Origin of the sequence: Kitasatospora sp. NPDC093806 (assembly GCF_040683335.1) — a bacterium.
Classification (GTDB): Bacteria; Actinomycetota; Actinomycetes; order Streptomycetales; family Streptomycetaceae; genus Kitasatospora.
In genome coordinates this window covers 186522-199313 of the sequence record NZ_JBFBDO010000001.1, presented here as the reverse complement: position 1 = coordinate 199313, position 12792 = coordinate 186522, and the positions used below count along the sequence as shown (strand labels likewise).

Below are 12792 nucleotides of genomic sequence, written 5' to 3'. Positions count from 1 at the left end.
GGACGGCACACGACTCCACCACCACCGGGGGGAACCGTTGACCACGATCGTTGACCGGTCCACTGCGTATTGCGTCGTGGGCGCCGGGGCGGGCGGCCTGGCCGCCGGCAAGAACCTGCGGGAGTTCGGCATCGAGTTCGACGTGATCGAACGCGCGGGCGACGTCGGCGGCAACTGGTACGGCGGCAACTCCTACAGCGCCGCCTACGACTCGGTCCACCTGATCACCTCCAAGCCCTACATCCAGTACGACGACTTCCCGATCCCCGCGCACTTCCCGACCTACCTCGGCCGCGAGCACGCGTACAGCTATCTGCGCTCGTACGCCGAGCACTTCGGCGTGTACGAACACGTCGAGTTCGACCGGACGGTGGAGCGGATCGAGCGCCGGGACGGCTCGCCGGACTGGTTCGTCACCCTCGACGGGGGCGAAGTACGCCGCTACGGCGGGGTGGTGATCGCCAACGGCCACAACTGGAGCCCCCGGATGCCCGATTACCCGGGGAAGTTCGACGGCGAGACGATCCACTCCTGCGAGTACCGCGACCCGGAGCCGCTGCGCGGCAAGCGGGTGCTGGTGGTCGGCGGCGGCACCTCGGGCTGCGACATCGCGGTGGAGTCCTCGCAGAACGCGGTCTCGACCGCGCTGAGCATCCGGCGCGGCTGCTACTACTGGCCCAAGTACCTGTTCGGGATGCCGACCGACGTGCTCTACGAGAACGTCCTGAAGTGGCGGATGCCGCGGCCGGTGGTGCGGCTCTTCGGCAACCTCTTCCTGCGCCTGAACAGCGCCGGCCGGCCGGAGCAGTACGGCCTGCCGAAGCCCTCGCACAAGCTGCTGGAGGAGCACTTCGTCATCAACTCGACGCTGCTCTACCACCTCGGCCACGGGGACATCGCCGCCAAGCCGGACATCGCCGAACTCCTGGGCGACCGGGTGAAGTTCACCGACGGCACCGAGGAGGAGTTCGACGTCATCGTGTACGCCACCGGCTACCGGATGACCGAGTTCCCGTTCATCGACCGCAAGTACCTGAACTGGAACGGGCGCACCCCGCAGCTGCACCTGAGCGCCTTCCACCCGGAATACGACAACCTCTTCGTCATCGGCTACTTCCAGACCTCCACCGGCAACTGGCCGATCATGGACTACCAGTCCCAGCTCATGGCCCGCTACCTCCACCTGCTGCGGACCGACCCGCAGCGGGCCGTGTGGTTCAAGCAGGCCAAGACCACGCCGAAGTCCGGGGCCGCGCTCAACGGCGGCATCCGGTACTACGACTCCGAGCGGCACTGGCTCCAGGTCGAGCACTTCTCCTACCGGGCCCTGCTGCGCAAGCTGGTCCGGCGGATGGACGTCCGGCCCCCGGCCGGGGCGGCGGCGGTGCCGGCGGGGACGTCGGCGGGGACGTCGGCGGGTGCTGGAGTCGCGTCGGCGGAGACCCGGCTGAGGAGCCACGCATGATGGACCTGATCGCACGGTCGGCGAACCGGCACGCCCGGCTGATGGTGCTGTGCGGCGTCCTGGTCGCCGTCCTGGCCGCCGTCTTCGGCGCGCCCGTCGTCACCTCGCTGACCGGCGGCAACCCGGACTTCGTCACCCCCGGCTCCGGCAGCGTCCGGGCCGACGACCGGATCGGCGCCGCCACCGGCATCCAGGCCGACGGGGGCGTCATCGCCCTTGTCGCCACCGGTGCCCCGGTGGACGACCCGCGCACCCGGGACGAGGCCGAGAAGGTCGCCGCCCTGATGGCCGGCGACCCCACGTTCGCAGACGTCCTGACGTACTACCGGACCCAGGACCGGAACCTGGTCTCCCACGACGGCCGGCAGACCGCCGTCGTCGGCCGGCTCAAGGACGACGCCGGGAGTCGCTACCAGGACGCCGTCGACCGGCTCGCCGAGAAGCTCGACGGGAACCCGAACGTCCGGCTCGGCGGCAGCGAGGTGGTCGGCAACCAGGTCGTCAGCACCGTCCAGCACGACCTCCAGCGAGCCGAACTGCTGGCGTTCCCGCTGCTGTTCCTGCTCTCGCTGTGGATCTTCCGCAGCCTGGTGGCGTCCGCGCTGCCGCTGGTCATCGGCGGGCTGAACGTCGTCCTCACGCTGCTCGGCCTGCGGCTGGTCGACCAGTTCGTCACCCCGATGTCGATCTTCTCGCTCAACCTGGTCACCGCCCTCGGGCTCGGCCTCGCGATCGACTACAGCCTGCTGATCGTCTCCCGCTTCCGCAGCGAGCTGACCGTCGACCCCGACGTCTCGCGGGCCGTCACCGTCACCCTGCACACCGCCGGCCGCACCATCCTGTTCAGCTCGCTGACCGTCAGCGCCGCGATGGCCTCGCTGTTCGTCTTCCGGCAGCGCTTCCTCTACTCGATGGCCGTCGGCGGCCTGCTGGTCTCCGCCTCCGCGCTGCTGGTCGCCCTGCTGGTGCTGCCCGCCCTGCTGCGGCTGCTCGGCCGGCACATCGACTTCCTGGCCCCGGCCCGCTGGCGCCGCTCGCTCGAATCGCCCGAGGACACCACCGGCGGCTGGTTCACCCTGGCCCGCGGCGTGATGCGGCGCGCGCCGCTGGTCGCGATCGGCGCGAGCGTGCTGCTGATCGCGCTCGGCCTGCCCTTCCTCAAGGTCGCCTTCACCTCGGTCGGCCCCGGCTCGCTGCCCACCGGCGCGAGCAGCCGGGCCGTCGCCGACACCCTGCGGGCCGACTTCCCCGCCGACCCGCTGGAGGCCGTCCAGGTCGTGGTCGCCACCGCCCCCGGCGACCCGGCCGCCGCGCAGGGCCGGGTGGACGCCCTGCGCGGCGGCATCGCCGCACTGCCCGGAGCGGCCGCCGTCTCGCCCGCCCTGCCGCTGAACGGCGACACCTGGCTGATCCAGGTCACCCCCAGGGAGCGCGGCCTCAGCGAGACCAGCCAGGACCTGGTCAAGGAGGTCCGCGCGCTGGGCGGCCCGGCCAGTCCGGATGAGCTGCTGGTGGGCGGGCAGACCGCCACCTTCGTCGACCTCAAGGCCAGCCTGGTCGACCACCTCCCGGCCGCCGCCCTGATCGTCTTCCTCACCAGCATGCTGGTGCTGCTGCTGATGACCGGCTCGCTGATCCTGCCGCTCACCGCCGTCGTGATGAACCTGCTCACCCTCGCGGCGACCTTCGGCATCCTGGTCGTGGTCTTCCAATGGGGCCACCTCGCCGGGCTGTTCGGCACCTCCGCGCAGGACGCCCTGGACGCCACCCAGCCGGTGCTGCTGTTCGCGATGGTCTTCGGACTCTCCACCGACTACGGCGTCTTCCTGCTCGCCCGGATCAAGGAGGCCCGGGACGCCGGCGTCGGCGAGACCGAGTCGGTCGCCCAGGGGCTCGGCCGCACCGGACGCGTGGTGACCGCCGCCGCCCTGCTCTTCTGCGTCGCCCTCGGCGCGCTGGCCACCTCGGAGATCGTGTTCATCAAGGAACTCGGCCTCGGTACCGCCCTCGGCGTGCTGCTGGACGCGACCATCGTCCGGGCCCTGCTGGTGCCGTCGCTGATGCGCCTGTTCGGCCGCTGGAACTGGTGGGCGCCGGCCCCGCTGCGGTGGCTGTACGAACGCTTCGGCCTGCGCGAGGGCGGGGCGCCGCCGCTCGCCGTCGAGAAGCCGTAGAGTTCCTGGCGCGTTCCTGATGCGTTCTTGATGCACCGTCACGACACCGACCCGAGGTGGGAAACGTGTACCACGCCATCGTCCGGCGCAACCTCCGCAACTCCTTCGCCGAGGTCAACCGCGGCAACTACGCCGCCATCGTCCGGCAGTTCACGCCCGACGCGGAGCACTGGTTCTCCGGCTCGCACGCGCTGTCCGGCGGGCGGCACCAGGCGGAGCAGGTCCAGCGGTGGTACGACCGGCTCGCGGAGGTCATGCCCGACCTGCGCTTCGAGCTGAAGAAGGTGGTCGCCAAGGGCTGGCCCTGGGACACCGTGGCGTTCGCCGAATGGGTCGACCACCTCACCGACCGCGAGGGCAACCGCTACTCCAACCAGGGCGTGCACGTCGTCCGGATCAAGTGGGGGAAGATCACCGAGCTGCACATCTACTGCGACACCGAGCTGCTGGAGAACGTCTTGGAGGAGCTCGGCCGGCAGGGCGTCGGCGAGGCCGTCGCGCCGCCGGTCGGCAAGCCCGGGCCGTTCCGCGAGGCGCACGCCGGCACGTGACGAACGGGGGAGGGCAGGTGGAGGCGGGGGTGGAGCGGACGGTCGAGCTGTGGCTGCTGGACGCCGCCGAGCTGGCGGTCGGCCCGGCCGAGCTCGGCAGCCTCGACGCGGAGGAGCGGCGGCGGGCCGGGCGCTTTGTCCGGGACGCCGACCGGCACTGCTACCTGGTCGCCCACGTCGCCCTGCGGCGCGTCCTCGGCCGGCGCCTGGCGGTCGACCCGGCGGCGCTGGTCTTCGGCCGCGAGCCCTGCCCCGACTGCGCCGAGCCGCACGGGCGGCCGCGGCTGGCCGACACCGACGGCACCCACTTCTCGCTGTCGCACGGCGGCGGCCTGGTGCTGATCGGCGTCGCGGCGGCCCCGGTCGGCGTCGACGTGGAACCGCACCCGGGCGCCGACAGCGTCGAGGTCCTCGCGGGCGTCCTGCACCCGGCCGAACAGACCGAGCTCGCGGCCGTTCCGGCGGCCGACCGCCCCGGCGCGTTCGCCCGGCTGTGGACCCGCAAGGAGGCCTACCTCAAGGGCCTCGGCATCGGCCTCGGCCGCCCGCCCGCCGCCGACTACCTCGGCACCGCCGACCCCGCCCGCCGTCCGCCCGGCTGGGCCGTCGCCGACCTCCCGGCCGGCCCCCGGCACGCCGCCGCGCTGGCCCTCGCCGCCCCGTCCGCCACCCCGCGGCTGCACCGCGCGCTGCCCTGAGAGAGGGAAAAAGAATTTCCGGCGGTGATGTCGAGAACCCGTGGCCCGCTCCGTCCCAGGGGTGAGCGCGGCCCACAATGGGTCGCACCAGTCCGGAGGAGAGGGTCGACATGGCCAAGTACCTGCTGCTCAAGCACTACCGGGGTGCCCCGGCCGCGGTGAACTGCGCGCCGATGGACCAGTGGACGCCGGAGGAGATCTCGGCGCACATCCAGTACATGCGCGACTTCGCGGCCCGGCTGGAGGGGACCGGCGAGTACGTCGACGGCCAGGCGCTCGCGCCCGAGGGCACCTGGGTCCGGTACGACGGAGAGGGGCGGCCGCCGGTCACCGACGGCCCGTTCGCGGAGACCAAGGACCTCATCGCCGGCTGGATGGTCATCGACGTCGACAGCTACGAGCGGGCCGTCGAACTGGCCGGGGAACTGTCCGCCGCCCCCGGCCAGGGCGGGAAGCCGATCCACGAGTGGCTGGAGCTGCGCCCGTTCCTGTCCGCGCCGCCGACCATCGACGAGTGCCATGGATGAGTGCCGTGGATGAGTGCCGTGGATGAGTGCCATGGATGACGTCCCGCTCCGGAGCCTGGTGCCGGGCGTGCTCGCCGTCCTCGTCCGCCGCGGAGCCGACTTCGCGGCGGCCGAGGACGCCGTCCAGGAGGCGCTGGTCGAGGCCGTCCGCCGCTGGCCCGAGGACCGCCCGCGGGACCCGAAGGGCTGGCTGGTCACCGTGGCCTGGCGGAAGTTCCTCGACGTCGCGCGCGCGGACAGCGCCCGCCGGCGGCGCGAGGACCTCGTCGAGGAGGAGCCGGCCCCCGGGCCGGTGCCCGCCGGGGACGACACCCTGCAGCTCTACTTCCTGTGCGCGCACCCGTCGTTGACGCCCGCGTCCGCCGTCGCGCTCACCCTGCGCGCCGTCGGCGGGCTCACCACCCGGCAGATCGCTGAGGCCTACCTGGTGCCCGAGGCGACCATGGCGCAGCGGATCAGCCGGGCCAAGCGCACCGTCGCGGGCGTGCGGCTCGACCGGCCCGGCGACGTCGCCACCGTGCTGCGCGTCCTCTACCTGGTCTTCAACGAGGGGTACGGCGGGGACGTCGACCTCGCCGCCGAGGCCATCCGGCTCACCCGGCAGCTCGCCGCCGCGATCGACCACCCCGAGGTGGCGGGACTGCTCGCCCTGATGCTGCTGCACCACGCCCGGCGGGCCGCCCGGACCGCGCCGGACGGCAGCCTGGTGCCGCTCGCCGAACAGGACCGCGGCCGGTGGGACGCGGCGGCGATCGCGGAGGGCGTCGGGATCCTGCAGGCGGCCCTGGCGCGGGACCGGCTGGGGGAGTTCCAGGCCCAGGCCGCCGTCGCCGCGCTGCACGCGGACGCGCCGACGGCGGCGGAGACCGACTGGGTGCAGATCGTCGAGTGGTACGACGAGCTGGTGCGGCTCACCGACAGCCCGGTGGTCCGGCTCAACCGCGCGGTCGCCGTCGGCGAGGCGGACGGCCCGCAGGCCGGACTCGCCGCGCTGGCCGCCCTCGATGCCGCCCTGCCCCGGTACGACGCGGTGGCGGCGTACCTCCACGAACGCGCCGGCGACCCGGCGACGGCGGCCCGGCTCTACACCGAGGCCGCCCGGCGGGCCACCAGTCTCGCCGAACGCGACCACCTCACCCGCCAGGCCGCCCGCCTCAACACCCGGCTACGGGGCTGAGGGGGGCGGTGGTAGGAGTGGGAAGTCGGATCGGCCGACTTCCCACTCCGCCTCGGCGGGGTCAGAACCAGTGGACGGTGTGCGGCTGGCGGTCGGCGCGGAAGAGGGTGTCGGCGAGGGGTGCGGCGGCGGGGTGGTGGGCGCGGATGTGGCCCGCGCGGACCAGGGTGCCGGGGGCGGTGCCGCCGAGGTAGATCGCGCCGAGGTCGCGCACGTCGAGGGAGAGGTCGGGCGCCCGGTCCGTCGGGACGCACTCGGCCCTGCCGTCCCGGACGGTCAGCAGGTGGCGGCCCCGTTCGCCGAGGAACGGGTCGTCGACGTCGAGGACGAGCTCGCCGTCGGCGAACCAGCCGCGCGCGGTCAGGGCGCGCGGGACGTCCAGCAGCCGCACCCAGAGCTGGTCGGTGTCGCCGCTCAGCTCGGCGGCGCGGAAGTCCGCGAGCTGCCAGCGCAGCGGGTGGTCGGGCGTGAAGTGCCGGAACACGATCCGGTCGACCAGGTCGTGCCCGAGCAGGCACCGGACCAGGGCGTGGTGGGCCGTGTCGTCGGTGGCGATGGTCTCGTCGACGGTCAGGGCGCCGGAGCCGAGCTCGTAGCTGGCGTAGCCGTCCGGGACGCCGTCGGCGTCCCGGTGGACGGCGACGTAGCGCGGCTTCGGTGCGATCGGGGGCTTCCCCGCGCCCGAGGCCCACCAGCGGTGCGGCCGGGACAGCGCGCCGGGCTGGGTGCGGCGGTACCGGTCGTAGACCTCCTCCAGGATCTCGCCGCAGTCGGCGCGCGGCAGCAGTTCGACCGAGCCGGTGTCCGCCGGGTGCCCCGCCCGGAGCGGGGTGAGGGCGGCCTGCCGGCGCGGCACCGTCAGCCGCGCCGTGTACGTCGCCGGTCCGTAGCCGAACCGCCCGTAGATGGGCGCCTCGGCGGCCAGCAGGACGGCGAGGAAGTCCCCGCGCTCGCGCAGCTGTTCCAGCTGGTGGCGCATCATGGCGGTGAGCACGCCCCGGCGCCGGTGCGTGGGCAGGACGCCGACCGCGGTCACCCCGGCGGCCGGGGCGAGGGCCCCGCCGGGCAGGGTGAGTTCGAAGGAGTAGGCGCCCGCGGTGCCGATCGGCCGTCCGTCCGGCGCCACGGCGAGCAGGTTGCGGTCCATCTCGTAGACCGACCACCAGACTCCGCCGCCGTCCTCGGCCGGCGTCTCCGGGAACAGTCCGAACGCGGCGTGGAGCGTGTCGACGAAGACCTTGAGGTCCTGGTCGGTCGTGGAACGGATCTCCATCGGTGCTGCTGCCTCCCCTGGACGGCCGGCGCCACACGCCGCGGCGCCCCGGCACAGTGCAGCCTCGGGCATGACGCCGGGTCAAACGGTTTACGGGGGCCGGAACGCCGGTGCCGGCCCGGGGGCAGGGTGTGCCCCCGGGCCGGCCGGGTGGGGGTGCGGGTGAAGGTGGGTGCGCGGGTGAAGGGTGGTGCGGGGGTCGGTCAGGCGACGACGGTGTTCTGGGCGGCGCCGACGCGCCAGGCGCCGTCCTCCTTGACCAGGATGTAGAACGGGCGGCCCTCGGGCCGGTCGGTGATCCGGGTGCCGTCCGGGAGGACCGGCTGCTGGCGGACGTTGACCGCGGCGACGTCGGGCCGCAGGAACAGCACGCGCTCGACGTCGTAGACGGCGGTGGACTCGGCCGTCGCGCCGGGCAGCACCTTCCGGGTGAACTCGGCGATCTCGTCGAAGCCCGACAGCCGCTTGCCGTGGCCGGTGGTCCAGACCGGGTCGGCCCGGCGGAAGACCTCCAGGAAGCCGTCGACCAGCTCGTTCTGCTGGGCGTGCTCGACCTCGGCGACCAGGCGGGCGATCGCGGCCACCTCGGCGTCGGTCTCCGGGCCCTCGGGGGCGCCGAACACCTCGACCGGCCGGTACGAGCCCGCCAGCAGGTCGGCCACGATGCCCGGGCGGCTCGGCCGCCAGCCGAGGGCGGTGCGGGCGGCGGCGCCGCTGACGCTCTGGTCGAGGCCGAGCGCCTCCGCGAACAGCGGGCCGAAGGTCTCGGCGGCCTGCTCCACCGGCACCACCCGCGGGGCGGCGAGCACCCCGGCGGCGCGGCCGGCGGCCCGGGCGATGTCGCGCACCGGGACGGTCGACTCGCCGACGCCGTGCCAGAGGCTGCCGGCCTCGGCCCGCTCGACGGCGGCGACGAACAGCTCGGCCAGGTCGTCGACGTGGACGGTCGGCCAGCGCACGCCCTCCTCGCCGTAGTACTCGGGCGCCCCCTGCGTGCGGGCCCGGTCGACCAGGATGGCGGGGATGCCGCCGCCGCGCCCGTACACGATGGCGGGCCGGACGACGACCGCGCGCACGCCCTCGGCGGCCTCGGCCAGCACCCGCTGCTCGATCCGCGGGCGGTAGCCGACGAGGCCGACCGGGTTGGTGGCGGCCTCCTCGCCGACCTCCTGGGCCGCGCCGGTGGCGCCGAGCACCCAGACGCCGCTGGTGTACACGAGGGGGCGGCCGGTGCCGCGCAGCGGGGTGGCGAGCGCCTCGATGGCGGCGGTGTCGACCTCGGCGTCGCCGCTCGGCGGGGCGAGGTGGACGACGGCCTCGATGTCCGGGGTGACCAGGCCGGCCAGCGAGGCCGGGTCGGCGGTGTCGCCGACCAGCTGGGCGTGCCAGCCGCGGCCGGGCTGCGGCTCGGCGCCGCGGGTGACGGCGACGACCTGGTGGCCGGCGGCGGTGAGGTGGTCGGTGACGGCGGTGCCGATGTAGCCGGTGGCGCCGGTGAGCAGGACCTTCATGACGTTCCCCCCTGTGTCGAACATTTCGATGTCGAAACTATAGGCAGCTTCGATCCGTGATGTCAAACATTTCCACGTCGAAATGTTAGGCTCGGGGCATGACGGACAAGACGGATACGGGCAAGGCGGGCGAGATGGGCACGACGGACCAGGTGGACGCGGCGGACGGCGTCGACCGCATCACCGCGCAGTGGCGCGCGATCCGCCCCGACCTCGACACCTCCCCCATGGCCGTGATCGGCCGGATCTCCCGCGCCTCCCGCCTGCTGGAGCGCGGGATCAAGGAGAACCTGGCCCTCCACGGCGTCGAACCCTGGGAGTTCGACGTCCTGGCCACCCTGCTGCGGGCCGGCGCGCCGCACGTCCTCACCGCCGGCGAGCTGAGTTCGGCCGCGATGGTCAGCTCCGCCGCGCTCACCAACCGGATCGACCACCTGGTGGAGAAGGGCCTGGTCGAACGGGCCGTCGACCCCGCCCACCGCCGCCGGGTGCTGATCTCCCTGACCGACAGCGGCCGGGAGCTCACCAACCGCCTCGTCGAGCACCACCTCGCGGGGGAGGAGCGCCAGCTCGCCGGGCTGACCGCCGTCGAACGCGACCGGCTCACCGAGCTGCTGCGCCGCGTCCTCCTCACCCTCGGCGACCAGACGGGGGATCAGGCTCGGTAGGACCGAGGAGGGGTAGGACCGAGGAGAATCGCGCCATGCGGATTCTGATCATCACCGCCGGATCGCGCGGCGACGTCGCCCCCTTCACCGGTCTCGGGCGGCGTCTGCTGGACGCGGGCCATCAGGTCGCCGTGGCCGCCCACCCGTCCTTCGAGGCGCTGATCGGCGGCTGCGGCCTCGGCTACCGGCCGATGCCGGGAGACCCGCAGCGGCTGATCCGGGACTGGTCCCGGGCCGCGTCGCGGGACGAGGTCCGGGCGCTGACCAGGGCGTACGCGGACGGGCTCGCCGACGGTGTGGCGGAGGCCGTCGGCGGCGGAGCCGATCTGCTGCTCACCGCCTACGGCCCGGCCGGGCTCAGCCGGGCGGCCGGCGAGGCGTTCGGCGTCCCGGCCGTCGGCACCTACCTCACGCCGTCGTTCGCCACCAGGGAGTTCCCGCTGCCCAACGCGGGGAACGTCGACGACCTGGGGCCGGCGGCCAACCTCGCCGCGGGCCGGGACGTGCTGGCCCGCGCGGACGGGGTCTTCGCGGGCTCGGTGGCCCGGCTGCGCGACCGCCTCGGGCTGCCGGGCGAGCCGCCCTCGGTCGCCGGGGACGTCCGGCCGGCCTTCCACGGCTACAGCCCGCTGGTGCTGCCGCGCCCCGCGGACTGGCCGGACGGCGTCGAGGTGACGGGCTACTGGTGGCCCGCCCGGCCGGACGGCTGGCAACCCCCGGCCGCGCTGGTCGACTTCCTCCAGGCGGGGCCGCCGCCGGTGTTCATCGGGTTCGGCAGCATGGCGCCGGGCGAGGGGGAGCGGCTGAGCGCGCTGGTGACGGCGGCCGTGCGGCGGGCCGGTGTGCGCGCGGTGGTGCAGGCCGGGTGGGCCGGGCTGGGGGGCTCCGGCGGTGACGAGGTCCTCGCCGTCGGGGACGTCCCGCACGACTGGCTGTTCCCGCGCACCGCGGCCGTCGTCCACCACGCCGGGGCGGGCACCACCGCGGCCGGACTGCGGGCCGGGGTCCCCGCCGTGCCCGTCCCCGTCATGGCCGACCAGCCGTTCTGGGCCGCCCGGCTGCACCGGCTGGGCGTCGCCCCGCGGCCCGTGCCGTTCGGGGACCTCACCGCCGAAGCCCTCGCCGACGCGATCACGGACTGCCTGGCCGACCCGTCCCACCGCCGCCGCGCGGCCGAACTGGCCCGCGGGATCGCCGCCGAGGACGGCGCCGCCGCACTGCTCGCGCACCTCGATCCGGCGGCCGCCCGAACTGGTCAACGGGCGGACATTTAATGGGAGGTGAGCGCCGACGCCCGCTGTTACGGTGCAGCCCATGGCAACGATCAGGCAGTTCCAGGTCACCTTCGACTGCGCGGAGCCCGAGCGCGTGGCCCGCTTCTGGTGCGAGGTGCTGGGGTACGTCGCCCCGCCGCCGAAGGGGTTCGACAGCTGGGACGCCTACCAGGAGACCCGGTCCGCCGAGGAGCGGGGCTCGTGGTTCGCCTGCGTCGACCCCTCCGGTGTGGGCCCGCGGCTGTACTTCCAGCGCGTCCCCGAGGGCAAGGCGGTCAAGAACCGGCTGCACCTCGACGTGCGCGTCGGCACCGGCCTCGTGGGCGAGGAGCGCCTCGCCGTCCTCGAAGCCGAGTGCACCCGCCTACTGGCCTTCGGCGCCGTCCGCGAACGCCTGCTGTACGACGGCACCGACTCCTGCATCGTGATGCGGGACGTCGAGGGCAACGAGTTCTGCGTGGACTGACCACGCGCCGAGTCGGGCCGCCGCGCGGGAAGTCCTACGCGGCGAAGCCGACGCCCCGTTCGGCGAATATCCGCATCGCGGCACCCAGGAATTCCACCATCCCGGGGTGGTAGGCGTTGTGGAACTCCCGCATCGCCTCGTCCTCCGCGTACAGCAACGCCGTGCCGACGTACGCCTCCCGGGTGGGGAGGTAGAACCGGCAGGTGATGTCGAAGTGCCGGCGGACGAGTTCCTGGATCGGCTGGTCCCCGGGCCGGGAATCGTCCAGGTGAGCCGCGATCTCCCGGTACAGCACGTCCCAGTCCCGGTGGACCTGGTCCTTGTCCACGTGCGACCAATTGCCGGTCTCGGCAAGGCTCTTCGCCTGCTCCTCGGCCAGCGCCCGGCGACACTCGTCCTCGTACTGATTTTCCATGGCACCACTTCTCCTGATTCCCGTGCCTCTTCGGTGAATTCCTCAAGAGGCGGACGACCTGCCGACGGTGATCGACTGTCGGTCCAGGCGGAACGGTGACAGGCGCCTCGCCTGGGAGCAAGCCATTTAGTGCTCGGCGGGTCGGGTGCCATGGGACGGGTTCCAGAGTCGGTCGGCCTCGCCGCGGGCGAGGTGGTCCTCGTAGATCCGCACCTTGTACCGGATCACGTCCAGGGCGCCCCGCAGCTCCCGGAGCTGCGCCTCCACGTGCTCCTGGTGCTCGCGCAGCAGTGCGAGCCGCTCGTTCTCGTTGCCCGCGCCCTGGCGGGCCAGTTCGACGTACCGCCGGATCGCGGGCAGGGGCATGCCGGAGGAGCGCAGCTTCGTGCAGACCGCCAGCCACTCCAGATCCTCCTCGTGGTAGATCCGGCGGCCGTTGGCCAGGCGGCGCACGGGGTTGGCGAACAGGCCCTCCCGCTCGTAGAACCGCAGCGCGTGCACGCTCAGCCCGCTGCGCTGCGCCACCTCACCGATGCTCAGGTCCATGGGCGGCCTCCCCGCGTTTCGGCTCTTGATCTAGACCCGACTCTAGG

Annotated in this window: 13 protein-coding genes; 9 read left to right on the top strand and 4 right to left on the bottom strand. The window is 73.7% G+C overall.

The window, feature by feature from the left end; genetic code table 11:
* Positions 1-76 precede the first annotated feature (76 nt).
* From AB0N76_RS00900 to AB0N76_RS00875, 6 genes are all read left to right on the top strand, one after another.
* Positions 77-1465, top strand: a complete 1389-nt coding sequence (locus AB0N76_RS00900; RefSeq protein ID WP_363552122.1) for an NAD(P)-binding domain-containing protein — start codon at positions 77-79, stop codon at positions 1463-1465.
* Positions 1462-3639, top strand: a complete 2178-nt coding sequence (locus AB0N76_RS00895) for an MMPL family transporter (protein ID WP_363552120.1) — start codon at positions 1462-1464, stop codon at positions 3637-3639. The genes AB0N76_RS00900 and AB0N76_RS00895 overlap by 4 nt, the downstream gene beginning before the upstream one ends.
* A 65-nt stretch (positions 3640-3704) precedes the next feature.
* Positions 3705-4190, top strand: a complete 486-nt coding sequence (locus tag AB0N76_RS00890; RefSeq protein ID WP_363552118.1) for a nuclear transport factor 2 family protein — start codon at positions 3705-3707, stop codon at positions 4188-4190.
* A complete protein-coding gene (locus AB0N76_RS00885; RefSeq protein WP_363552116.1) occupies positions 4187-4888 on the top strand; it encodes a 4'-phosphopantetheinyl transferase superfamily protein in 702 nt (233 codons plus the stop codon). Before AB0N76_RS00890 ends, AB0N76_RS00885 begins: the two co-directional genes overlap by 4 nt.
* A 110-nt stretch (positions 4889-4998) precedes the next feature.
* Positions 4999-5415: a YciI family protein gene (locus AB0N76_RS00880; RefSeq protein ID WP_363552114.1), complete on the top strand. Its 417-nt coding sequence runs from the start codon at positions 4999-5001 to the stop codon at positions 5413-5415.
* A gap of 31 nt (positions 5416-5446) precedes the next feature.
* Positions 5447-6592: a DUF6596 domain-containing protein gene (locus AB0N76_RS00875; protein ID WP_363552239.1), complete on the top strand. Its 1146-nt coding sequence runs from the start codon at positions 5447-5449 to the stop codon at positions 6590-6592.
* A 61-nt stretch (positions 6593-6653) separates the two neighbouring features.
* Here AB0N76_RS00875 and AB0N76_RS00870 read toward each other — a convergent pair whose 3' ends face one another.
* Together AB0N76_RS00870 and AB0N76_RS00865 are read right to left on the bottom strand one after the other, a co-directional pair.
* Entirely contained in the window at positions 6654-7865 is a 1212-nt protein-coding gene (locus tag AB0N76_RS00870; protein WP_363552112.1) for a GNAT family N-acetyltransferase, read from the bottom strand.
* Positions 7866-8068: 203 nt separating this feature from the next.
* Positions 8069-9400, bottom strand: coding sequence for an SgcJ/EcaC family oxidoreductase (locus AB0N76_RS00865; RefSeq protein ID WP_363552110.1), 1332 nt, complete (start codon positions 9398-9400; stop codon positions 8069-8071).
* Between the two features lie 110 nt (positions 9401-9510).
* On the opposite strand from AB0N76_RS00865, the gene AB0N76_RS00860 reads away from it, so the two are divergent.
* The 3 genes from AB0N76_RS00860 to AB0N76_RS00850 are packed head-to-tail and all read left to right on the top strand — an operon-like array spanning position 9511 to position 11784.
* Positions 9511-10044, top strand: coding sequence for a MarR family transcriptional regulator (locus tag AB0N76_RS00860; RefSeq protein ID WP_363552237.1), 534 nt, complete (start codon positions 9511-9513; stop codon positions 10042-10044).
* A 35-nt stretch (positions 10045-10079) separates the two neighbouring features.
* Entirely contained in the window at positions 10080-11318 is a 1239-nt protein-coding gene (locus AB0N76_RS00855) for a glycosyltransferase (protein WP_363552108.1), read from the top strand.
* 40 nt (positions 11319-11358) lie between these two features.
* The gene (locus AB0N76_RS00850; RefSeq protein ID WP_363552106.1) at positions 11359-11784 is read left to right on the top strand and encodes a VOC family protein; all 426 of its coding nucleotides are present in this window, start codon (positions 11359-11361) and stop codon (positions 11782-11784) included.
* Positions 11785-11818: 34 nt separating this feature from the next.
* Here the strand turns inward: AB0N76_RS00850 and AB0N76_RS00845 are convergent, their stop codons facing one another.
* Both AB0N76_RS00845 and AB0N76_RS00840 read right to left on the bottom strand, forming a co-directional pair.
* Complete coding sequence (locus AB0N76_RS00845; RefSeq protein ID WP_363552104.1) at positions 11819-12199, bottom strand: TipAS antibiotic-recognition domain-containing protein; 381 nt, start codon at positions 12197-12199, stop codon at positions 11819-11821.
* A gap of 126 nt (positions 12200-12325) precedes the next feature.
* Complete coding sequence (locus AB0N76_RS00840) at positions 12326-12745, bottom strand: MerR family transcriptional regulator (protein ID WP_363552102.1); 420 nt, start codon at positions 12743-12745, stop codon at positions 12326-12328.
* Between the last annotated feature and the right edge of the window lie 47 nt (positions 12746-12792).

Bases quoted from the DNA above. Each gene is read 5' to 3' on its own strand.
- AB0N76_RS00875 (WP_363552239.1), top strand. From the start codon at position 5,447: ATGGATGACGTCCCGCTCCGGAGCCTGGTGCCGGGCGTGCTCGCCGTC.
- AB0N76_RS00860 (WP_363552237.1), top strand. From the start codon at position 9,511: ATGGGCACGACGGACCAGGTGGACGCGGCGGACGGCGTCGACCGCATC.
- AB0N76_RS00845 (WP_363552104.1), bottom strand. From the start codon at position 12,199: ATGGAAAATCAGTACGAGGACGAGTGTCGCCGGGCGCTGGCCGAGGAG.
- AB0N76_RS00865 (WP_363552110.1), bottom strand. From the start codon at position 9,400: ATGTTCGACACAGGGGGGAACGTCATGAAGGTCCTGCTCACCGGCGCC.
- AB0N76_RS00880 (WP_363552114.1), top strand. From the start codon at position 4,999: ATGGCCAAGTACCTGCTGCTCAAGCACTACCGGGGTGCCCCGGCCGCG.
- AB0N76_RS00855 (WP_363552108.1), top strand. From the start codon at position 10,080: ATGCGGATTCTGATCATCACCGCCGGATCGCGCGGCGACGTCGCCCCC.
- AB0N76_RS00895 (WP_363552120.1), top strand. From the start codon at position 1,462: ATGATGGACCTGATCGCACGGTCGGCGAACCGGCACGCCCGGCTGATG.
- AB0N76_RS00850 (WP_363552106.1), top strand. From the start codon at position 11,359: ATGGCAACGATCAGGCAGTTCCAGGTCACCTTCGACTGCGCGGAGCCC.
- AB0N76_RS00840 (WP_363552102.1), bottom strand. From the start codon at position 12,745: ATGGACCTGAGCATCGGTGAGGTGGCGCAGCGCAGCGGGCTGAGCGTG.
- AB0N76_RS00870 (WP_363552112.1), bottom strand. From the start codon at position 7,865: ATGGAGATCCGTTCCACGACCGACCAGGACCTCAAGGTCTTCGTCGAC.